General features: G+C 54.1%; 20 protein-coding genes. 14 read left to right on the top strand and 6 right to left on the bottom strand.

Annotated elements, in window-relative coordinates; translation table 11 throughout:
- The first annotated feature begins 3 nt into the window (after nt 1–3).
- The 7 genes from ACMXX3_RS07510 to ACMXX3_RS07480 all read left to right on the top strand — a co-directional run bounded on the left by ACMXX3_RS07510 (nt 4) and on the right by ACMXX3_RS07480 (nt 8,912).
- On the top strand, nt 4–1,281 hold the full coding sequence (locus ACMXX3_RS07510) for a hemolysin family protein (protein ID WP_421084112.1): 1,278 nt from the start codon (nt 4–6) through the stop codon (nt 1,279–1,281).
- 200 nt (nt 1,282–1,481) lie between these two features.
- On the top strand, nt 1,482–2,564 hold the full coding sequence (locus tag ACMXX3_RS07505) for a GTPase Era (RefSeq protein WP_421084111.1): 1,083 nt from the start codon (nt 1,482–1,484) through the stop codon (nt 2,562–2,564).
- Between the two features lie 81 nt (nt 2,565–2,645).
- Nucleotides 2,646–4,124, top strand: coding sequence for an LCP family protein (locus tag ACMXX3_RS07500; protein ID WP_421084110.1), 1,479 nt, complete (start codon nt 2,646–2,648; stop codon nt 4,122–4,124).
- Between the two features lie 240 nt (nt 4,125–4,364).
- The gene (gene leuA / locus ACMXX3_RS07495) at nt 4,365–6,107 is read left to right on the top strand and encodes a 2-isopropylmalate synthase (protein ID WP_421084109.1); all 1,743 of its coding nucleotides are present in this window, start codon (nt 4,365–4,367) and stop codon (nt 6,105–6,107) included.
- Between the two features lie 106 nt (nt 6,108–6,213).
- Nucleotides 6,214–6,981 carry a DNA repair protein RecO gene (recO, locus tag ACMXX3_RS07490; RefSeq protein ID WP_421084108.1) on the top strand — a complete coding sequence of 256 codons (768 nt, stop codon included), beginning with the start codon at nt 6,214–6,216 and terminating at the stop codon, nt 6,979–6,981.
- A 3-nt stretch (nt 6,982–6,984) separates the two neighbouring features.
- Nucleotides 6,985–7,764 (top strand): isoprenyl transferase, encoded by a 780-nt coding sequence (locus tag ACMXX3_RS07485; RefSeq protein ID WP_421084107.1) that lies wholly within the window; start codon nt 6,985–6,987, stop codon nt 7,762–7,764.
- Between the two features lie 47 nt (nt 7,765–7,811).
- Nucleotides 7,812–8,912 (top strand): quinone-dependent dihydroorotate dehydrogenase, encoded by a 1,101-nt coding sequence (locus tag ACMXX3_RS07480; RefSeq protein ID WP_421084106.1) that lies wholly within the window; start codon nt 7,812–7,814, stop codon nt 8,910–8,912.
- 72 nt (nt 8,913–8,984) lie between these two features.
- Here the strand turns inward: ACMXX3_RS07480 and ACMXX3_RS07475 are convergent, their stop codons facing one another.
- Nucleotides 8,985–9,596, bottom strand: coding sequence for a DUF3043 domain-containing protein (locus ACMXX3_RS07475; protein WP_421084105.1), 612 nt, complete (start codon nt 9,594–9,596; stop codon nt 8,985–8,987).
- A gap of 59 nt (nt 9,597–9,655) precedes the next feature.
- On the opposite strand from ACMXX3_RS07475, the gene ACMXX3_RS07470 reads away from it, so the two are divergent.
- The 5 genes from ACMXX3_RS07470 (at nt 9,656) to ACMXX3_RS07450 (ending at nt 14,717) form a co-directional block, all read left to right on the top strand.
- Nucleotides 9,656–11,047: a dipeptidase gene (locus tag ACMXX3_RS07470; RefSeq protein WP_421084104.1), complete on the top strand. Its 1,392-nt coding sequence runs from the start codon at nt 9,656–9,658 to the stop codon at nt 11,045–11,047.
- Nucleotides 11,048–11,130: 83 nt separating this feature from the next.
- Nucleotides 11,131–11,487, top strand: a complete 357-nt coding sequence (locus ACMXX3_RS07465) for a HesB/IscA family protein (protein ID WP_421084103.1) — start codon at nt 11,131–11,133, stop codon at nt 11,485–11,487.
- A gap of 232 nt (nt 11,488–11,719) precedes the next feature.
- Complete coding sequence (coxB, locus tag ACMXX3_RS07460; protein ID WP_421084102.1) at nt 11,720–12,595, top strand: cytochrome c oxidase subunit II; 876 nt, start codon at nt 11,720–11,722, stop codon at nt 12,593–12,595.
- A 10-nt stretch (nt 12,596–12,605) separates the two neighbouring features.
- Entirely contained in the window at nt 12,606–14,303 is a 1,698-nt protein-coding gene (gene ctaD, locus ACMXX3_RS07455; RefSeq protein ID WP_421084101.1) for a cytochrome c oxidase subunit I, read from the top strand.
- A gap of 12 nt (nt 14,304–14,315) precedes the next feature.
- A complete protein-coding gene (locus ACMXX3_RS07450) occupies nt 14,316–14,717 on the top strand; it encodes a cytochrome c oxidase subunit 4 (protein WP_421084100.1) in 402 nt (133 codons plus the stop codon).
- A gap of 877 nt (nt 14,718–15,594) precedes the next feature.
- On the opposite strand, the gene ACMXX3_RS07445 is transcribed toward ACMXX3_RS07450, so the two are convergent.
- The 4 genes from ACMXX3_RS07445 to ACMXX3_RS07430 are packed head-to-tail and all read right to left on the bottom strand — an operon-like array spanning nt 15,595 to nt 19,881.
- Nucleotides 15,595–17,259 carry a cytochrome b gene (locus ACMXX3_RS07445; protein ID WP_421084099.1) on the bottom strand — a complete coding sequence of 555 codons (1,665 nt, stop codon included), beginning with the start codon at nt 17,257–17,259 and terminating at the stop codon, nt 15,595–15,597.
- Complete coding sequence (locus ACMXX3_RS07440) at nt 17,259–18,350, bottom strand: Rieske 2Fe-2S domain-containing protein (protein WP_421084098.1); 1,092 nt, start codon at nt 18,348–18,350, stop codon at nt 17,259–17,261. The genes ACMXX3_RS07445 and ACMXX3_RS07440 overlap by 1 nt, the downstream gene beginning before the upstream one ends.
- 48 nt (nt 18,351–18,398) lie before the next feature.
- A complete protein-coding gene (locus ACMXX3_RS07435) occupies nt 18,399–19,193 on the bottom strand; it encodes a c-type cytochrome (protein WP_421084097.1) in 795 nt (264 codons plus the stop codon).
- A gap of 49 nt (nt 19,194–19,242) precedes the next feature.
- Nucleotides 19,243–19,881 (bottom strand): cytochrome c oxidase subunit 3, encoded by a 639-nt coding sequence (locus tag ACMXX3_RS07430; RefSeq protein ID WP_237189158.1) that lies wholly within the window; start codon nt 19,879–19,881, stop codon nt 19,243–19,245.
- Between the two features lie 251 nt (nt 19,882–20,132).
- Between ACMXX3_RS07430 and trpD the strand changes: the two genes are divergently transcribed.
- A complete protein-coding gene (gene trpD, locus ACMXX3_RS07425) occupies nt 20,133–21,173 on the top strand; it encodes an anthranilate phosphoribosyltransferase (protein WP_421084096.1) in 1,041 nt (346 codons plus the stop codon).
- A gap of 66 nt (nt 21,174–21,239) precedes the next feature.
- On the opposite strand, the gene ACMXX3_RS07420 is transcribed toward trpD, so the two are convergent.
- Nucleotides 21,240–21,632, bottom strand: a complete 393-nt coding sequence (locus ACMXX3_RS07420) for a DUF3054 domain-containing protein (protein ID WP_421084095.1) — start codon at nt 21,630–21,632, stop codon at nt 21,240–21,242.
- A gap of 235 nt (nt 21,633–21,867) precedes the next feature.
- On the opposite strand from ACMXX3_RS07420, the gene ACMXX3_RS07415 reads away from it, so the two are divergent.
- Nucleotides 21,868–22,320 (top strand): NfeD family protein, encoded by a 453-nt coding sequence (locus ACMXX3_RS07415; protein ID WP_421084094.1) that lies wholly within the window; start codon nt 21,868–21,870, stop codon nt 22,318–22,320.
- The last annotated feature ends 14 nt before the right edge of the window (nt 22,321–22,334 follow it).

Below are 22,334 nucleotides of genomic sequence, written 5' to 3'. Positions count from 1 at the left end.
GTCGTGTCGATACTCCTTGCTCTAGCTGTAGTCGCCCTTGTTCTCCTGGGGTATCTGCTGACTGCTACTGAGTCGTCTTACACTTACCTACCCCGGTCTGAGGCGACCCGTTTGGCTGAGGAATCAGGGGATCAGAAAATTAGGGCTGTTCTTGCTGACCCTGAAGCCTACTTCCGGTCCCTGCGCCTGTGGCGTGTGCTCGCTGAGGTTTCTTCCATCGTTTGTTGCTACGTACTGGTAGACGGCCTATTCCACGCAAGGTGGGCGTCTGTTCTAGTGACCCTACTTGTGATGGCTACACTCACCTATGTATTTTTCGGTGTTGCCCCTCGATTGCTAGGACGGACAAAGCACACCCAGGTCTTTACCCGCATGTCTGGGCTTGTGTACGTCCTCGGTCAGCTTACCCGTCCCTTTTCCTCTGTGCTCACCGCCCTGTCGCGAAAGTTCAGCCCGAAGGACTCGGTGCAGGTCACCGGTATTTTCACCGAAGATGAAATCCTTGAATTTGTGGACCGGGCTAACTCTTCTGAGGCAATCGAACACGATGAAGCAGAGATGGTTCAGTCGATTTTCGAGCTTGATGAAACCCGGATTCGCTCCATTATGGTGCCTCGGGCGGATATGGTCACCGTCGGCATTGATGAAACCGTCGATGACGCGCTGTCCCTCTTTCTCCGGTCTGGCTATTCCCGGGTTCCCGTCCTGGGCACTTCATTTGACGACGTTCGTGGCTTCCTTTACCTCAAGGACGCTATGGCCGGCTTGCGGGATAGGGGGGAGGGGCTGACGATTGCTCAGCTTCTTCGCCCGGCCCGTTTTGAACCGGAATCAAAACGCGTGATGGACCTCTTGAAAGAAATGCAGCGGGAATCTACCCATGTTGCAATCGTCGTTGATGAATACGGAGGAACTGCCGGCCTGGTCACTCTCGAAGATCTCATTGAGGAATTAGTGGGTGATATCTCTGATGAATACGATAACGAAAAGCCGGAGATTTCAATGCAAGAGGACGGCACCTTCAATATCAGTTCCCGCCTAGGCATCTGGGAATTGGGGGAGTTATTCGGTGTTGAGCTCGATGATGAGGACGTCGACACCGTCGGCGGTCTGGTAGCTAAACATCTGGGCCGAGTTCCGATTATCGGTAGCGAGGTCGTCGTTGAAGGAATCCATATTAAGGCTATCGGCTCCCGTGGCCGTCGGAATAAGATTGGAACCTTGCAGGTGTGGGCTGAGCCCCGAACCCCATCAGAGCCTGATATCCAGCAACACCTCTAACTAACTCATCCAAAGCCCCTGACTACGATCGTTAGGGGCTTTGAGGCATCCGAAGCAAATCTGTTGGCCCTGCATACTGTGCTGCTGATGAGAGTTTGCTCCCGGATGAGCCTTCATAGCACGTCTTGTTCAAGCTAGGTCTACTTTTCCCTGTAGAGTGAATCGTAACGACACTTTACCTATGATCCCTGGAGTATTGCGTGCAATTTGCGTCCTTCCCCGACCACTACACCGCCGGTTTTGCTGTCCTTGTTGGCCGCCCGAACGCTGGCAAATCTACCCTGACAAACGCCTTGGTCGGGCAGAAGGTTGCTATTACGTCTAACCGCCCGCAGACTACCCGCCATACTATTCGTGGAATTGTCCACAGGGACGATTTCCAGCTGGTGCTGGTTGATACCCCGGGCCTGCACCGGCCCCGGACACTTTTGGGCGAACGTCTCAACGACATGGTTGCCCAAACCCTCTCTGAGGTTGATGTCATTGGCTTCTGTATCCCAGCGGATGAAAAAATCGGCCCGGGTGACCGTTATATCGCCCAGCAACTTGCAGCCTCAGGCAACAAACCGATTGTCGCTATCGTGACGAAAGCCGATAAGGTCAGCCATGAGCAGCTAGCAGAGCAGCTAATTGCAGTTTCTGTTCTCGGCGATGAAATCATGAGCGCTGAACGGGCAGCTCGGGCCCAACGACGTGAACGGCAGGAACGCAAGAAGGCGGGGGAGGAGCTGCCCTTCCGAAAGGGCAGTGGCCCGGCAGCCCAACGAGGCAAGTCCCAGACTCCTGCTGCACCCCTCAATGACGGCCGGGGCGGTTGGGCCGATATCATTCCGGTTTCCGCTGTCAAGGATTACCAGGTTGAAGAGGTAGCCCAGCTCCTCTCTACCCACCTTCCTGTTTCACCTCCGCTCTATCCCACCGGTGAACTAACGGACGAGCCTGAGGCGACCTTGGTGGCTGAACTGGTCCGTGAAGCAGCCCTTGAAGGGGTTCAGGACGAGCTGCCCCACTCGGTTGCGGTCACTGTTGAAGACATGGCTCTGCGCGAAGGACGGAGCGCTAACAACCCCCTCCTCGATATTCATGTCAATCTTTTTGTTGAGCGTGATTCCCAAAAGGGGATTATTATCGGTAAGCGGGGTGCCCGTCTCAAAGAGATTGGCCAGATCGCCCGCCATAATATAGAGGCCCTCCTTGGAACTAAGGTTTACCTATCAATTCATGTTAAAGTAGCTAAAGACTGGCAACGGGATTCCCGCGCTCTCGGCAAACTTGGCTTTTAGCATCTTCCTTCCCACCTGGGCAGACATTTCACCATGTTCTGACGGCCTCCTGGCCGCCCCTTAGATTTCGGAGACACTGAAATGGCAGATCAGCACCAGGGTACGCACGGCACCGGGCGTCCCCAAGGAAAACACCTGCGTAACCAACCTATCCAATCACGCATCGTGAAATGGGCTGCCCTTTCGTGTATTGCTCTACTCGGTATCGTCCTTGCCCTCGGTGGCTTTGCCTTACTGCGACTCCGGTCTAATGTCCAAACCGCTGAACTCAACATCGGTGAGCTCTCGTCCAACCTGGCCAACGGCCCCCTTGATATTCTCGTAATCGGGTCAGATTCTCGACAGGGTTCAAATAGCCAATACGGGACTGAAGAAGACGCCGCATCCGGTGCCCGTTCTGACGTCATGATGCTGGTACAGGTGAGCGAAGACCGGTCAAATGTTAACGTCATTTCCTTCCCTCGTGATCTGATCGTCAATATCCCTCGCTGTACTGACCCTGAAACGGGAGAGGTCTACCCTTCAACCTTAGATACCCAGATCAATGAGTCCCTGGGCCGGGGTGGCCCTGGTTGCACCGTCGCTACGATCAGCAACATCACCGGTGTCGCAATCGACCATTTCATGCTGGTTGATTTTAATGCTGTCAAAGCCCTGTCTAGCGCTGTTGGTGGAGTTCAGGTGTGCGTCAACCAGGAAATTGATGACCCCTACAGTGGTTTAATGCTGCCTGCCGGCGTGTCAACGGTTGAGGGGGAGCAAGCGCTGGCCTTCCTCCGCTCCCGCCACGGTTTTGGCGACGGTAGCGATACCGCCCGTATTCAGGCCCAACAGAGTTTCCTTGCCTCCTTGCTACGCAAGGTTCAATCAGAGGGTACTCTGAGCAACCCAGCCCAGCTCTACAGCATTGCTGAAGCTATCACTCAGAATGCCACCATCGATAAGGACCTGACCAAGATCAGCAATCTGGTGAGCCTCGGAACCATTTTTGCCCAGGCGGATTTGAGCAAGGTCGTCTTTGCCACCGTCCCCAATGAACCGTACGTTTACGATGCCAATAAGCTGCAGCTCTCAGCTGACGCCGAAGATTTCTTTACCAAGCTGCAAAATGACCAGTCCCTGGTTGAAGAACCGGCACCGGCTCCCAGCGAAGAAACAGCAGTTGCTGAAGAACCCGTAGCAGAACCTGTTCTCTCCTTTGCCCTTCCCGTTGTTGTCACTAACGGTAGCGGGGTTGAGGGGCGGGTCGATACCCTTGTAGGGCCCATCGAAGAGGCTGGCTTTACAGATATCACGGCCGAAGAAGGGGGCACGGTTTACACTGAATCGTTGCTGTACTACCCCTACGGTTTTGAGGCAGAGGCCCAGGCTATCGCAGATATTTTCGGTATCACGCAGGTCATAGCCTCTGAGCAGGTTTACGCCATCTCCTTGGTAATCGGTTCTGATCTAGCAAAGAGCGATAGGATCGAAGTCCAGAATGAAACTGCAATTACCGGTGGTGCAAGCGGTCAGACTGCCGATCAGGTGACCTGCCAGCAAGCATTCACTAGTTACTAAATGCTAAGAACCGGCTGGGCCCCTCCTGCTTGGAAGGTCCCAGCCGGTCTGTACATTCAGATGGTGGACTTATCGTACGTTCTTTCCACCCATAGAAGCTAAGCGTGATAATTTGAAGGTATGAGTGAGATGACCCTAAAACAGCTTATGTGCCGTAAGGAAGCCTGCCGGGTGTAGCTTCCTTACGGGTGAGTGATGCCCGGCTGACTCAAACCTCATTTATGTATCAAAGGTATTACCATGAAAAATTTTCAGAAGCCCTCACCCATGCCCTTCCACAAGTACGTCCCCTTTGACCAGCAGATCAAGGTTGATCTGCCGGATCGGACCTGGCCCAACCAGAAGATGTCCAAGGCCCCCCGTTGGTGCGCAGTAGATCTTCGGGACGGCAACCAGGCCCTAATTGATCCCATGGATACCGAGCGGAAACTGGCAATGTTCAAGCTCTTGGTCAAGATGGGCTACAAGGAGATTGAGGTTGGTTTCCCCTCTGCCTCAGCCACTGATTTTAACTTTGTGCGCACCCTGATTGAAGACGGCCACATCCCGAACGACGTGACGATTCAGGTTCTGGTGCAGTGCCGGGAACACCTGATTCAGAAGACGTTTGAAGCAATTGACGGGGCCCCCAAGGCTATCGTCCACTTCTACAACTCCACCTCTGTTCTGCAGCGCCGGGTCGTTTTCAACCAGGACCAGGACGGCATCTTGGATATTGCCCTGACCGGTGCCCGACTCTGCAAGAAGTACGAGGAACAGCTTGCCGGTGATACTAAGGTCACCTATGAGTACTCACCTGAGTCTTTTACCGGGACCGAACTGGAATACGCTGTCAAGGTCTGCAATGCTGTGACGGACGAACTGGGGATTGGCGAAGGCAAGGAAGTTATTATCAACCTGCCTGCAACCGTCGAGATGGCCACTCCTAACGTCTACGCAGACTCGGTAGAGTGGATGAGCCGCCACCTGACCAACCGCGAACACGTTGTTCTTTCCCTGCACCCGCACAATGATCGCGGTACCGGTGTTGCTGCTGCGGAGCTGGGCTACCTTGCTGGTGCTGACCGTATCGAGGGTTGCCTCTTCGGCAACGGCGAGCGCACCGGCAACGTAGACCTAGTTACCCTGGGTTTGAACCTGTACACCCAGGGCATCGATCCCGAAATCGATTTCTCTGATATCGATGAAATCCGCCGAACCGTTGAATACTGCAACCAGCTGCCTGTGCATGAGCGTTCCCCCTACGGTGGCGATTTGGTCTTCACTGCCTTCTCCGGCTCCCACCAGGACGCTATCAAGAAGGGCTTTGAGCGGATGGAGAAGGACGCTGCCGAGCAGGGTAAGAGCGTCGATGATTTGGTCTGGGCTGTTCCCTACCTGCCCATCGATCCTAAGGACCTGGGCCGGACCTACGAGGCTGTGATTCGGGTGAATTCTCAGTCAGGTAAGGGCGGTGTTGCCTACTTGCTGAAGAAGGACTATGGCCTGGATTTGCCCAAGCGGGCCCAGCAGGAATTTTCGGCTATTGTTCAGGCCCGTACCGACGCTGAAGGTGGCGAGGTTGAGAGCAAGGCCCTGTGGGATATTTTTGCGGACGAGTACCTTCCGGCTTCTGATTCAGATAACCGTTGGGGTAAGTACCGGATTGAGTCGCTTTCCATTGATTCGGAAGAGCACGGTGCCACTACCATGCGGGTTGGTTTGAACGTCAACGGCCATACCTACAACCGGACGGCCCAGGGCAGTGGCCCCATTGAGGCCCTACAGTCGATTCTGGCTAAGGAGGGGGTGGACGTCCGGGTTCTCGACTATTCGGAGCATACTCTGGCCTCAGCTGCTAACGCGCAGGCTGCTTCCTATATTGAAGCAGCTGTAGGCAGCCGGGTGCTGTGGGGGGTTGGTATCGACAGTTCGACCACTCGGGCCTCACTCAAGGCTCTGGTGTCAGCTGTAAACCGCGCCCTGCGTGACGCCAGCGAATAAAGTGATGGGGCCGCACCGGCACTTCCGGTGCGGCCCACTTTTTAGAGTGCCCCGTATTACAGGTCATGGTAGAGACCTGGCACACTAATTATGGGAGAATATAGACGTGACTTCAGCGCTATCTACGACTAAGACCATTCGTGATAGCGCTATTGTTTTGCGGACCCAGGACCTGGGGGAGCACGACCGCATTATTATTTTGGCAACCCGGCAGCGGGGTATTTTACATGCAGTTGCCAAGGGGGTACGCAAGAGCAGTTCGAAAATTGGCGCCCGCCTAGAACCCTTTATGCTGGTTGATATTTCAGCATCTCCCGGCAAGAACCTCGCCACTATTTCACAGGTCGTGACCCGGCGGGCCTACCTGGGCCCTATTATCAATGACTACACCCGATATACGGTGGCAGCGGTCCTGGTAGAGGTGGCGGAGCAGCTACTGAACCATGAAGAAGAGCGTCGCGAGGAGCAGTTTACGCTGTTAGCCGGTGCCCTCTCAGCCCTAGCCAGGGGCACCTACCCGCCCCACCGCGTCCTTGATTCCTATGTGCTGCGGGCCCTGCATACAGCGGGGTGGAGCATGGCTATCGGTGCCTGTGCCGCCTGCGGCAGCTTAGATGACCTCAGCTATTTTTCTCCCTCCTTGGGCGTGCTCTGTAGCGACTGCGCCCGTACCGGCGATTTTCCCCAGCTTAGCCCCCTGGCAACTGCAGAACCGGCTTATCTAGCAGCTCTGGCTTCCGGCAACTGGCCCTTTATTTTGGGGGAGCACCCGGTGGCGCTCCGGCAGAGGGCAGGACGGCATATCATGGACTATGTGCAGTGGCAGCTTGAACGGCCGCTCAAAACCCTGACCACCCTAGAGAAGGATGTCTAGTAGATGACACCGGTGAAGCCCTACAGCCACCCCAGCGGCGCCGTAGCTCCCGCGATTCCGCGTAAGTTTGTTCCCCAGCACGTTGCTGTGGTGATGGACGGGAACGGGCGCTGGGCTAACGAACGCGGCCTGCCCCGCAATGAGGGCCACCGGGCTGGCGAAGCTGCCCTGCTCGATGTAGTAGCCGGTGCCATTGAAATGGGTATTCCCTATGTCTCTGCCTACGCCTTTTCAACCGAGAACTGGCGCCGCAGCCCAGATGAGGTGGCCTTCCTGATGCGGTTCTCATCCGAGGTGCTGGAGCGCCAGCTTGAAACCCTCAAAAGCTGGGGGGTGCGCATTCGCTGGGCCGGGCGCCGACCCAAGCTCTGGAAGTCAGTTATTAATCTGCTTGAAAAGTGCGAGGAAGAAACCAAGCACAACACCCTATGCACCCTGACCATGTGTGTCAATTATGGGGGCAGGGCAGAAATTGCGGACGCCGCCGCCCTCATTGCCGAGGACGTTGCAGCTGGTCGTCTTAAGCCCAAGCACGTCAACGAAAAAATCTTCCAAAAATACCTCGATGAGCCAGATCTTCCTGACGTAGATCTTTTTCTTCGCACATCCGGCGAACAGCGTTTTTCAAACTTTCTGCTCTGGCAGAGCGCCTACGCTGAGATGGTCTTTATGAATGTGTTGTGGCCCGACGTTGACAGAACCGTACTCTGGCAGGCTGTTGAAGAATACGCCCGCCGTGACCGTCGGTACGGTGGAGCTGTCGATAAGGTGAGCCAACCTTAAGTTTCCTTCCCACACTAGGCGAAAGCCGCGGCTGAAAGGGGTCCGAGATGCGGATCTACCCAACCCTGTTCAAACTCTTCTTTAAACCCATGGACGCTGAGAAGGCACACCATGTGGGCATGTGGGGGGTGCAGACCCTTCGTCGTACCGGTATCACTCGCCTGGGAGGTCGTTTTTTTGCTCCTCATCCGTCCCTCGCGACCGAGGTCATGGGACTTACCTTCCCCTCGCCCTTTGGTATTGCTGCTGGCTTCGATAAGGGCGGCCATGCAATTTCAGCCCTGGGCAACCTTGGGTTTGGGCACATTGAGATTGGTACTATTACCGGCCAAGCCCAGCCCGGCAACCCCCAGCCCCGCCTCTTCCGCCTGGTAGATGACAAGGCCATTATCAACCGTATGGGTTTCAACAACGACGGGGCAGCAGCAGCTGGGCCCCGAGTGGCGGCAGCCCGCGCGGACCTTGAAGCTGAATATAAGGGTAAGGTTCGGCCGATTATTGGAGTGAATATTGGAAAGACAAAGGTCGTCAGCCTTGAAGATGCAGTTGAGGATTACCTTGTGTCGACCCGGATCCTAGCCCCCCAGGCTGACTACCTGGTGGTGAACGTCAGTTCCCCCAACACCCCTGGCCTCAGAGATCTACAGGCAATCGAGACCCTGAAGCCTTTGTTGCAAGCGGTTCGGGCTGAAGCTGACCGCGTCGTCCCCACCCGGCATGTGCCCCTAGCTGTCAAGATAGCCCCGGACTTGGCTGATGAAGATATCAGAGATGTTGCTGACATGGCGCTCAGCCTGGGCTTGGACGGAATCATTGCCACCAACACCACCATTGCCCGTGAAGGCCTCGGCCTGACCGCTGATCGGCAAAAGTTAACCGAGATTGGAGCAGGCGGCCTTTCAGGAGCCCCACTCAAAAAGCGTTCACTTGAAGTTCTAACCCTGCTCAAGGCTGCAGTCGGTGATCAAATTTCCTTGATTTCGGTTGGTGGGGTAACCAGCGCTGAGGACGTAGCTGAGCGCCTTGAAGCAGGTGCTGACCTTGTTCAAGGGTATTCAGCCTTTATCTATGAGGGCCCCATGTGGGCAGCCCATGTGAACCGTGGGCTCAAGAAAATTCTCAATCGAACTGTAGCAGCTTCAAAATAATTGATAATGACTTAAATACCTGGGTGGGGCCAGCTTTAGCTGGCCCCACCCAGGTATTGAGCATAATGTGCTTTAGTTGGGGTATTCGCCGCGCTTGACCTGGGGCTTAGGCAGACGGAAACGACGAATCATCATGGAGCGGTTAAAAGCGTAAAAACCTGAACGAGGTTCGATAGAACCAAACTTTTCAGTGAGCTTCTTCTTCAGCCCCCTCCACAGGATCATGTAGTCGATAATCCACAAGAGGATAAAGGCCCACATAGCAAGCACTGTGTACTGCTGGAAAGCTGGGGTAAATAGCCCAACAATGAAGATGGCCAAAATAACGATCAGCATAAAATCGCCTACATTGAACCTGGCATCGACGTAATCCCGGATGTAACGTCGTTGCGGACCGCGGTCATTGACCGGCAGATAACGTTCATCGCCGGTTTGAAGGGCCTGCTGCTGCTTAGCCCGAAACTCCCGGTCTGCTTCCCTTTGAGCTTCCTTTGCCGCCTTTCTGTCGGCAGGAACCAGGGGAGTGCGACGGGCTGCTTCTCGCTCTTTTCTCGAGGGGGTCGGCCGGCCCTTAGGGGGAGTATAGCCGTGGGCGGTGGGCTGGGGATCTGATGCGACCGGCTCAGTAGCAGAGGTTTCTACTGCCTGCTCGGTATCTACTGATTTTTTGTTACGTCCAAACACACTGTTAAGGATAGCGGGCAACATGGATAGAACAGAAGTCACAGCGTATTCTGAGATGTATGACAACTTCTCGTTTTAATCCAGACACCACTCAGCGACTCTCTCATGTTATCGAAGAGCAGTTTGAGAGCCACCTGAAAGCACTTTCTGATCTTGTAGCAATTCCTTCTGTTGCTTGGGAGTCCTTCGACCTGAGTTTTGTTCAAAGTTCTGCAGAAGCTGTTCAGAAACTTGCCCTAGCGGCAGGCTTTGAATCAGCTGAAATCCTTTCCGCCCCCTATGGTGATCATAAGACTGGCATGCCTGCTGTTGTTGCCCACAAGAAAGCTGCCGACGGTTACCCCACCTTTTTGCTCTATGCCCACCACGACGTCCAACCGGCAGGTGATAGAAGCCTCTGGGATACCGAACCCTTTGAGGCAACGATTGTGGGGGACCGGATGTATGGTAGGGGGACTGCTGATGACAAGGCAGGTATAGTTCTGCACCTCGCTGCATTTGCAGCGGCTCAAGAGGTCCTTGGGGATGATTTTAAGGTCGGAGTTACCCTCTTTATTGAAGGTGAGGAAGAAGCCGGATCACCTAGTTTTGAAACTTTCTTGAAAACTTACCGGGAAAAGTTGGCAGGTGATTACATCATCGTTGCTGACTCAGCGAACTGGAAGGCAGGTGTTCCTGCCTTAACTGCCGGCCTGCGCGGGGTTGCCAGCGGTGATATTAGCGTCCGTGTAAGTAGCCATTCTGTACATTCAGGGATGTTTGGTGGCCCACTACTGGATGCTAATACTGTCCTGGTCCAATTACTTTCCACACTTCACGACTCTGAAGGTTCAGTCGCAGTTGAAGGTTTAATATCTGCACCTTCACCTGAAATTGAATATGAAGAATCAGATTTTAGAGCTGATTCAGGAATCCTTGACTCAATGAAGTTGGCAGGTAGGGGGAGTATTTCTTCACGGCTGTGGACTCAGCCGGCAATTTCAGTCATTGGCATGGACATCACTTCAGTCGCAGAATCGTCGAACACCATTGCAGCAACCTCTCGTGCCCGCATCAGTGTTCGCCTTGCACCGGGCCAGAACCCCCAAAAAGCCCATGAAGCCCTGGACCAGCACGTCCAGAAGCACAATATCCATGGGGCTGAAGTAACCTACCAGGCTATAGACTCCGGCCAGCCCTACCAAGCCGATCTTTCAGCTGAGGGGGCCAAGCTGGGGCTAGCTGCCCTCCAAGAAGCCTGGGGTGTTGAACCTGTTACAACCGGCATGGGGGGTTCTATTCCTTTTATCGCAACCCTGGCTGAGGTCTACCCTGAAGCCCAGATACTGATTACCGGTGTAGAAGATCCCGACACCCGGGCCCACAGCGCCAATGAATCCCTGTATCTCCCTGACTTCAAAAAGGCCATGCTTGCTGAGGCTCTAATGATCACTGCATCCAACAACAGGTAGATAAAAAGGTGAGGGTGAACATCTCGCGCCATAGAAATAACCGGCGTAAGATTGAGCTTGAAACTCAATGAAAGGGAAAACCAATGAGTGAAACTGTAGTAGAAGACCTGCCGACCCACGGCGTAAACCTGACCGATGTTGCAGCTGATAAGGTCCGAACTCTTCTGGAACAAGAAGGCCGAACCGACCTGCGTCTTCGCATTGCTGTTCAGCCCGGTGGTTGCTCCGGTCTGATTTATCAGCTCTACTTTGATGAACGGGTTCTCGACGGGGATGCCGTCCGAGATTTCGATGGAGTTGAAGTTATCGTAGACCGCATGAGCGTTCCTTACCTCGAGGGATCTACTATCGATTTTGAAGACACCATCTCTAAGCAGGGCTTCTCTATCGACAACCCCAATGCCCAGGGATCATGCGCCTGTGGAGATTCCTTCCACTAAGAACCCACATAGTTCTCATCTACCCACGTGGGGCCAGCTTCTGCTGGCCCCACGTTCGCTTTCCCCACAGGCTGCAAGAAATACTTGTGTAATGACACGTCGATTCAATGACAGATTGTCACCGGAGAAGCACAAATGAGGGTAAGCTCGTATTGAAAGATTTAACACCTGGGTTCATACTGTCCACACGCAGTACCAGGTGACACGCACATCGCTACAGGAAGGGCCGTCTGTGAGTTCGCAGCATCGAACCAGCAGCAAGGGGCTAAAGCGCAAGGCATACGCTGGTGTCGCCGCAGTCTCTGCGTTGCTTTTGACCGGTTGTTCAGAACAGGCATCAGTGGGCTGGCTGCCCACTAAGCGTGATGTAACCGATAACGCAAATACAATCATGGATCTTTGGATTGGTACCTGGATTGCTGCACTAGCAGTAGGCCTCGTCACCTGGGGTCTCATGCTGTGGTGCATCATCGCTTACCGCCGCCGCAAGTATGAAACCGGCTACCCCCGCCAGGTGAATTACCACCTGCCCCTGGAAATTTTCTACACAGCAATTCCCATCATCCTGATTGTCAGCTTCTTCACCTTCTCTGACCGGGCCGAACGTGAAATCACTGCGCCCAAGGGTGAGAACGGCCAATCAGATGTCACCATCGAGGTTTACGGCAAGCAGTGGGCTTGGGACTTTAACTACCTCGACGAGAACGTTTACTTTGCTGGTGTTCAGGCACGACTTGATAAGGAAGGTAAGGAAGGTGTAGAGGATACCCTCCCCACTCTCTACCTGCCAACCGATTCAACCGTCACCCTTGAGCTGAAGTCCCGTGACGTTATCCACTCTTTCTGGGTACCTGCCTTCCTTGAGAAGCGCGATACCGTTCCCGGTATGACCAACACCATGCACTTCACCACCGGTTCAGAACCCGCCCGTTACGCCGGTAAGTGTGCAGAGCTCTGCGGTGAATACCACTCAGAAATGCTCTTCAACGTACAGGTTGTAAGCCAGGCAGATTACGATGCCTACATCCAGTCACTCCGTGATGCTGGCCAGGAAGGCCGCCTGGGTGATGAGTACAACCGCAACCCCAACATGAACACCAACAACTAAGAGGTAAACAGTGACTACTCTCGAGTACTCTGCGGAGACAACAGCTGTTGCACCGCGGGTGGTTCCTAAGTCCAAGGGACGTATCATCGTCAACTGGCTGACCTCCACCGACCACAAAACAATTGGGTACATGTACCTGATTGCTGCGTTTATTTTCTTCTGCTTCGCCGGTGTCATGGCTCTACTCATGCGACTGGAGCTCTTCTCACCCGGTATGCAGTTCCTCGAAACCAAGGAACAGTTCAACCAGCTGTTTACCATGCACGGTACCCTCATGCTCCTCATGTTTGGTACTCCGCTCTTTACCGGTTTCGCTAACGTTCTGGTTCCGCTTCAGATTGGCGCCCCGGACGTTGCCTTCCCCCGCCTGAACTCCCTTGCATTCTGGTTCTTCCTTTTCGGTTCACTGGTTGCAATCGCAGGCTTCATTACCCCCCAGGGTGCAGCCTCCTTCGGCTGGTTCGCTTACGCACCCCTGAACAGCACTACCTACAGCCCCTCTGTTGGTGGTGACCTCTGGATCTTCGGTCTGGCTCTCCAGGGCTTCGGTACCATCATGGGTGGTGTCAACTTCCTGACCACCATCCTCTGCATGCGTGCTCCCGGCATGACCATGTGGCGTATGTCCGTTTTCACCTGGACCACCCTCATCACTGCGATCCTGATCATCATGATCTTCCCGCCGCTGGCTTCAGCTCTCTTTGCGCTGGGTATGGACCGCCGCCTGGGTGGCCACATCTTTGACCCTGAGAATGGCGGTGCCATCCTCTGGCAGCACCTCTTCTGGTTCTTCGGTCACCCCGAGGTCTACGTTTTGGCTCTGCCCTTCTTCGGCATCGTTTCAGAGATCATTCCGGTCTTCTCCCGTAAGCCAATCTTTGGCTACAAGGGCCTGATTTTTGCAACCATTGCCATCGCGGCTCTGTCTGTGACCGTCTGGGCTCACCACATGTACGTCACCGGCGCGGTCATGCTTCCCTTCTTCTCCTTCATGACCATGCTGATTGGTATTCCTACCGGTGTTAAGTTCTTCAACTGGATCGGCACCATGTGGCAAGGTTCAATCACCTTCGAAACCCCCATGCTCTGGGTTTTCGGCTTCCTGATTACCTTCCTCTTTGGTGGTATTACCGGTATCATCCTGGCAACCCCGCCGCTGGACTTCCACCTGTCAGATTCCTACTTCGTAGTAGCTCACTTCCACTACGTCATCTTCGGTACTCTGGTATTCGGCATGTTCGCAGCTCTCTACTTCTGGTGGCCTAAGTTCACTGGCAAGATGCTGAACGAACGCCTGGGCAAGATTCACTTCTGGATTCTCTTCATTGGTTTCCACATGACCTTCCTGGTCCAGCACTGGGTTGGTGTTGATGGTATGCCCCGCCGCTACGCTGATTACATGGCTGAGGACGGCTTCACCTGGATGAACCAGCTCTCTACCGTAGGTTCAATGCTCCTGGCAGTCTCAATGATTCCCTGGTTCTGGAACCTTTGGACTACTGCCCGCAACGGCAAGAAGGTTGAAGTTGACGATCCTTGGGGCTTCGGTGGCTCACTCGAATGGGCGACTTCCTGCCCGCCCCCGCGTCACAACTTCACTGCCCTGCCCCGCATTCGTTCAGAGCGTCCCGCCCTGGACCTGCACCACCCCGAACTGTCAACCAATACTGACATTGCTGTAGCAGCTCGTCAGGCTTCGCACCGATAAGGAGGCTAAAGAATGAAACTTCTTGCAAACATCTTCGGCCTGATCGGCGTCTTCCTGATTCCTGTAGGCATTGTTTATGGATTCATGACTCATTTCGAGGAATGGGCTGGTTTCCCGGCGATTCTTGCAACAGCTGTCATGTGTCTTTTCTTGTACTACTTCCTGAAGTTCACGGACAAGAAGCACCCTGATATGCCTTACGAGAACCTCGAAGGTGAAGTTGCAGACGCAGCTGGCGACTACGGTTTCTACTCACCTTGGTCATGGTGGCCCCTCTTCATCGGTGTTGCTTGCACCATCGTTGTTGTGGGTCTAGCTATTGACTGGTGGATTGTACTGGTTGCCATTCCCTTCGCAGCAGCTGCTGTACTGGGTTGGGTTTACGAATACAATCGCGGCGATCACGCCCACTAAATCCAACTGGAGTTAGAAAAAGCTCCGGCTCCCTACCGCACGGTAGGGAGCCGGAGCTTTTTTGTGGCAAAGAACCAGCCATGAGTTGAATGGACCGGTCAAATGAAACACGATTGATCCCAGGTGGTGAAAGTAGCTGAGAATGTAGGAAGACGGCACAGGACGGCACAGGACGGCACAGGACGGCACAGGACGGCACAGGACGGCACAGGACGGCACAGGACGGCACAGGACGGCACACGACGGCACACGACGGCACAGGACGGCACACGACGGCACACGACGGCACACGACGGCACACGACGGCACACGACGGCACACGACGGCACACGACGGCACACGACGGCACACGACGGCACACGACGGCACAGGACGGCACAGGACGGCACAGGACGGCACAGGACGGCACAGGACGGCACAGGACGGCACAGGACGGCACAGGACGGCACAGGACGGCACAGAGTGCAGTCTGACCCTTGCTCATACCTGAGAATTCAACGACACGCCGGTGAATCACCAAAATTCAATCAGCGACCGAAGTTATTGCGAGCCCAGCTCGATCAAATCTGTTTCGGACAACAAAATTATTGCCAATCTAATCTCCTTGCCATACCCAAGAAGCTTCGAACAAGTACCGTTGAACGGATAGTGCTTAGCTTTGACGGGGTACACGACCCTAGCTACAGATATTTTCAGTAGGGCGACCGGTACGGCTGACCCCGCAGTTTGGAAGCTTTCTATAACTCTGGCATTCAAAGCAGACTCATTAACAAAAAGAGGGCAGGGGAGTAGTCCCCTGCCCATAGGTTTTGGTGCCTTAAATAACGAGTGTGGGGGCACCCGATAGGGTACCCCCACACTTCACTACAACCGTTTATTACTTATCGATTGAAGGGTTCTGATGGCCTTCAACTGCATGGTCACCGTGGTGATCGTGGTGTGCAGCTTCGAGTTCAGCCGGTGTTACAGCTACAACTCGATCCTCAAACCAGAGCTTTGAGATACCAGCGCGGGTCTTCTCAAGCAGGCCAACCTTGCCCTTCTTATTGGGCTGGGCCGGGATAGGTTCAGGTGATTCGAAGGATACCAGCTTGTAACGGCGGTATTCGTCAAGAGGCTTGTGGACCTCGATGAATTCACCGTGGGGGAGCTGGACAACATTACCGGTTTCGATACCGTGCAGTACCAGTTCACGGTCCTTCCGCTGCAGGGACAGGCAGATGCGCTGAGTAATTGCAAAGGCGATGAAGGGGCCGATGAAGAAGGCGAAACGGAGCCAGTAGGCGACGTCATTGAGGGACACATGGAAGTGGGTTGCAATGAGGTCGGAGCTAGCTGCGATCCAGAGGGCAGAGTAGGCAGTGATACCTGCAGCGCCCATAGCGGTACGGAAGGGAGCGTTCCGGGGACGGTCCAGGATGTTGTGGACGCGGTTGTCCTTGGTTACCCAAGCTTCAATCCAGGGCCAGAAGACCATGCCCATCATGACGGTTCCTGCCATGAGAGCAAAGGGGAACAGGACGCTTAGGACCCACCAGCCACCGAGGAATTCGAATTCCCAGGCGAAGGGCCAGACACCGGGCCAGAGACGGAGGGCACCGTCGCCGAAGCCGACGTACCAGTCAGGCTGGGTACCAGCCTGAACGGGTGAGGGGTCGTAGGGGCCGTAGTTCCAAATCGCGTTGATGGTGAAGGTTGCACCGAGGAAGGCGATAATGCCGAAGACGATGAAGAAGAAGCCGCCTGCCTTAGCTGCGTACACGGGGCCGACGGGGAAGCCGACAACGTTGTTCTCAGTACGGCCGGGGCCGGGGTACTGGGTGTGCTTGTGCAGGACCACCATGAACATGTGGATTGCTACCAAGAGGAGCAAGATCGCAGGGATGATCATGATGTGCAGGGTGTAGAGGCGACCGATGACTGCGGTACCGGGGAACTCGCCACCGAAGAAGAAGAGTGATAGGTAGGTACCTACCAGAGGAATCGACTTCATGATGCCATCGACAATGCGCAGACCGTTACCGGAGAGAACGTCATCGGGCAGGGAGTAGCCGGTGAAGCCAGCCATAATGCCGGTAATCAGAAGTACTGTACCGACGACCCAGTTGAGTTCACGGGGACGACGGAATGCACCGGTGAAGAAGACACGGAGCATGTGTACTGACATTGCCATCATGAACATCAGTGCTGCCCAGTGGTGAATCTGGCGCATGAGCAGACCACCGCGAACATCGAAGGAGATGTCCAGGGTAGAAGCGTAGGCGGCAGACATGTGGGTGCCCTTCATGGGCACGTAGGAACCGTCATAGGTTACTGAAACCATAGTCGGGTTGAAGAAGAAGGTCAGGAAGGTACCTGAGAGAATCAGGATGACCAGGCTGTACAGGGCGACTTCGCCGAACATGAATGACCAGTGATCGGGGAAGATCTTACGACCAAATTCCTTGATAACGCCGGAGGCGCCAACACGCTGGTCGAGGTAGTGGGCAATACGACCGGTTGAGGTCTTTGCTTTGTAATCAGACTGCATTGAAGTCGACATTACGCTTCACCTGCCATTTCCTTCATGTGCTTTGCCCGCTCCCAGTAACCAGGACCAACGGGCTCACGGAAGTCACTCTGGGCAACCAGGTAACCTTCTGAGTCCACAGCAATGGGGAGCTGGGGCAGCGGGTGGCCTGCAGGCCCGAAGATAACCTTGCACTCTTCTGCTGCGTCAAAGGTTGACTGGTGGCAGGGGCAGAGCAGGTGGTGGGTACGCTGCTCGTAGAGGGCAATGGGGCAGCCCACGTGGGTGCAGACCTTGGAGTAGGCGTAAATACCGTCTACGTTCCAGTCTTCACGGCCGGGGGTAACCTTCTTGATTTCTGCAGGATCCAGACGCATCAGCAGAACAACAGCTTTTGCCTTCTCTTCCAGGTAACCATTTTCATGGGTCAGGCTTGAAAGAGTCTCGGGCAGGACGTGGTAGGCAGAGCCCAGAGTAACGTCTGAAGCCTTAATGGGGGTTCCGGAGGGGTCGCGTACGAGACGGACGCCTTCGTCCCACAGGGTGTACTTCAGAACTGAAGGATCAGCAGGACCAAGGTCACGGAACAGGGTGACAAAGGTGAGGGGTGCGAGAACCATTGAACCAATCAGGGTGTTGCGCAGCAGGGGGCGACGCTTGATTCCTGATTCCTCAATGATGGTTTCCATGATTTCCTGAGCTTCAGCGCGGTCCTCTTCAGAGGTGACAGCGTGACGCTCTTCAACCATTTCGTGGTCGGGCATGAGTGAACGTGCCCAGTGAACGATACCGATACCGATACCGAACATGGAGAAAGCGATGCCGAGACCCAGCAGAAGATTCTGCAGACGAAGCATGTTATTTGCTTCGGGGTTCATGACATCGTAGAAGTTGCCGCTCACCTCGATACCGAAATAGCCAACCCAGAAGAGCAGGGAGCCGAGGATAGAAAGGACGAATAGCAGAACTACCTGTCGCTCAGCACCTTTTGCTTTTTTGGGATCGACGTCGGTCAATCGGGGAGCATGCGGGGGAAGTCCCGGGTTGGGGAACTTCTCCTGACTTGCCTCATGAGAGGTAACTACGGCTGCGCTTTCGCGGGTGCCGTCACTATGGTTTCCCATGTGTTGCCTCAAATCTTCCTTGTACGAATTTGATGTGTGTGCGTGAGCTTATGCAGCTCGTGAAGTCAGCCAGAGGGTAAAAGCAATGACAATGACCAGGCCGAGGGTCCAGATGAGGAAGCCTTCGGATACAGGGCCAAGAGAGCCAAGCTTAAAGCCACCGACGGAAGCATTGACTTCCTGAGACTTCAGGTAGGTAATGACATCGCGCTTTTCTTCAGGGGTGATATTGACATCGTTGAAGACGGGCATGTTCTGGGGACCAGTTTCCATTGCCTCGTAGATGTGCTTCTCTGAAACACCCATGAGGGTGGGGGCCCACTTGCCGCGGGTCAGAGCACCGCCTACGCCTGCTGCGTTATGGCACATAGCGCAGTTTGCGAGGAATACCTTTGCACCGTTAGCAGCATCACCCTTGGAAACATCGAGGTATTCGGCATCAGGGATGGTGGGACCTGCGCCAAGTGATGCTACGTAGGCGGAGAGCTGCATGGTCTGCTCTTCGTTGAACTGGCCGGGCTTCATCTGAGCCTGAACACCCTGCATCTGCATGGGCATACGACCGGTGCCAACCTGGAAGTCAACTGCGGCCGCACCAACACCGATGAGAGCAGGTCCGTCTACAGAACCTTCTGCATTGGTGCCATGGCAGGTTGCACAGTTCGCCAGGAAGAGTTTCTGGCCTTCTGAAATATCTTCAGCAGTGTAGCTGGCTGTGGTAGTTGCCTGAGCTTCGTTAGTAGCTGTGGCAACTGCATAGAGGCCACCGGAAAGAAGAAGGGCAAGAGCCAGCAACACGAGAGCTGCGAGCGGATGACGTCGCTTTTGAGAAAGTGCCTTCACGTCGTTGTTCCTTAGTGTGTGTGCTAGTTGGTTTGGTTGAAATTACCGGTTACTTCAAGAAGTAAACGACGGCGAACAGGACGATCCAGACGACGTCGACGAAGTGCCAGTAGTAAGAAACAACAATTGCTGAAGTTGCTTCGTAGTGACCAAAACGCTTAGCAACGTATGCACGGCCGATGATCAGCAGGAATGCAATCAGGCCGCCGGTTACGTGGAGGGCGTGGAAACCGGTGGTGATGTAGAAGGCTGAACCATAAGCATTTGAAGCGATAGTCAAACCTTCAGCAACAAGGTTTGCGTATTCGTAAGCCTGAACGGAAACGAAGAACGCACCCATGATGAAGGTGAGGAGGAACCATTCGACCATGCCCCACTGGCGGAGGTCGAAGAGGGAACCGGTACGGCGAGGCTTCAGCTGCTCAGCCTTGAAAACACCAAACTGGCAGGTAATGGAGCTCAAAACCAACACAATGGTGTTGGCAAGAGCAAGAGGGACTTCAAGCAAAGGCGTGTTTTCAGCCCAGATATCAGGGCGAGAAGCGCGCAGAGTGAAGTACATTGCGAACAGGCCGGCAAAGAACATGACCTCAGAAGCCAGCCAAACCATGGTGCCGACGGCTACCTGGTTTGGGCGGTTCAGAGCGGCATGGGCCGACTTACTTGGAGTATGGGTTGCAGTTGTCACATAGACATTATGTCTATAAAACTGCGCTCGAACCAATAGGTAAGAGCGTTTGCAGCCAGGTGTGTTGTAAATCCTGTAGTAAACCCGCATTTTCAGGGGGTTTCAGGGGATTCTTGCGACACGCATATTCTGTAAAACTTGCGTAACCAGACTCTTGAGTTTCCAAGGCCTCAAAGCATTGATCAACCACATGCTGGACCGGGGGAGTGAAGCATTTCTCTTGTGCCCTTCCCCTCCGTAGAATGTGGCCTATGACTGACACTCTCACTTGGAAATCAATCTTGAACCGCCTTGTGGCCCAGCAAGATCTGACTCGGCCCGAAATTACTTGGGCCATGAATGACATCATGACCGGGTCAACCCCTGAAGCAATTATTGGGGCCTTTTTGGTTGGACTTCATGTTAAAGGTGAAACCCCTGAAGAGCTTTCAGCCCTTGCTCAAGGCATGATTGAAAAAGCTGAGAATATTGAGGTGACTAGGGACGCTGTTGATATTGTCGGGACCGGGGGCGATCAACACAACACTGTAAATATCTCCACTATGGCGTCTTTGGTGATTGCCGGAGCAGGTATTCCCGTCATCAAGCACGGCAACCGGGCCTCAACCTCTTCAAGTGGCAGTGCGGACGTCCTTGCCGAATTGGGCATTAACCTCAACTTGAGCATTAAGGACGTTGCTGGGGCAGTTGAAGCTGCTGGCATCACCTTCCTATTTGCCCAGGTTTTCCACCCCTCGATGAAGCATGTTGCTCCGGTCCGCCGATCAATCGGTGTACCAACTGCTTTCAACTACCTTGGCCCCATGACAAACCCCGCAAAGGTCCGCGCTTCAGCAATTGGGGTGGCGGATGCTGACATGGCTGAAAAAATCGCTGAGGTATTTGCCTCCCGAGGGGACCATGCCCTGATATTCCGTGGATCTGACGGACTTGACGAGCTGACCATTACTGGTGAATCAACCATTTGGGAAACTAACAACGGGGGAGTGACCCCCATAAAATTTGATCCGCGATCATACGGCTTCCAGCTAGCCACCTTAGAATCCCTGCGTGGTGGTGACGCTAAGCATAACGCTCAGGTAGTACATGAAACTTTATCGGGCAAAGAAGGGCCTATTCTGGACTCGGTGTTAATGAATGCCGCAGCTGGCATCACAGCCTTCCGCCCAATTGACGACAAGAGTTTCGAAGAACGCTACCAGGCTGCCCTCAGCGATGCCCGGGCATCAATTGCTGACGGCAAGGCTGCAGCCACCCTGCAGAAGTGGATTGATTACAGCAATAGCCGCTAGGCAGTAACAAAAAAGTGGGACCACCGTATGAATACTACGGTGGTCCCTTTTCTTTCAACTAGAACTTTATATTCTGGCCCTGGCTTTCATGCGGCCGAAGAGCATAAAAGCTAACCGCCAGCCCACCAGAAATACTAGAAGCACCAGGGCAGATACCACTGCAAAAGCCACAGCTGCGGTTTCACCGAAGGAAAGCCGCAGGCCAAGCCCTAAGACAAGGGTGGTCACCCAGACCATGATTCCTTCAAGCCCAAGAGGAAGGACTCGGCGGGAAGCTACAGCCCAGACACCAAGGTGGCTTGCACCCAAGGCAAGGATGAAGGGCAGCGCAACTACAAGCAGCCTCTGAAGAGATTCTTGATGGCTGAGCAGACCAAGTGCAATAAAGACTAAGACCAGCACAAGATCGATGGTAAGCCTGACAGGCTGGGATAAACGGGACATGGTGTTTGCAGACATATCTTCACTGTAGCGCAGGCTCCACATAGGCCAGGGCAATGGTTGGGTACGTAGCAGGACCCAGGGGAGCATTTTTAGCTTTACTTTACATAATGTATATTATCGGTTCTTTATTGACCAGCATATTTACCTTATCTTGAATCCCAAATGCGCTATTAGCATAGATAAACCCCTGGCTGTTTGTGGATCTATCAGGGAAAATAGATAGGACAGACACCACACCAAGGAGGTTCCTATGATCGAATGGTTCTCAGAAAACCTCTGGGCCTTTTGGCTAACCGTTGCTATCCTTCTGGCAATCATCGAGATTCTGATGTTGGACTTTATCTTCCTCATGATGGCCCTGGCAGCACTTGTTACAACAGGTTCTACTTTGGCTACCAATTCATTTGTAGCCCAAGTAGTACTCTTTGCAGCTATCAGTGTTGGATTGCTTCTTGGGCTTCGCCCGCCCCTTATCCGGCGTTTCCATCAGAGTTCACCCAACATTGCGATGAACTCAGAAGGTTTGATCGGCCAGCAAGCAAAGATCACCTCAACTGTCACAGCAGACGGTGGACTTGCACTGATAGCAGGTGATATCTGGAGCGCCCGCCCAGAACCTGCCCAGGCCGTCCTTCCTGAAGGAAGCCTGGCAACTGTAGTTAAAATCCAGGGCGCAACTGCGGTCCTGACCCAGAACCCGTAATTCTCAGAAACTAA

This window comes from Rothia nasimurium (assembly GCF_049068285.1).
GTDB classification, from domain to species: Bacteria; Actinomycetota; Actinomycetes; order Actinomycetales; family Micrococcaceae; genus Rothia; species Rothia nasimurium_I.
This window is presented reverse-complemented; position numbering and strand designations above follow the sequence as displayed.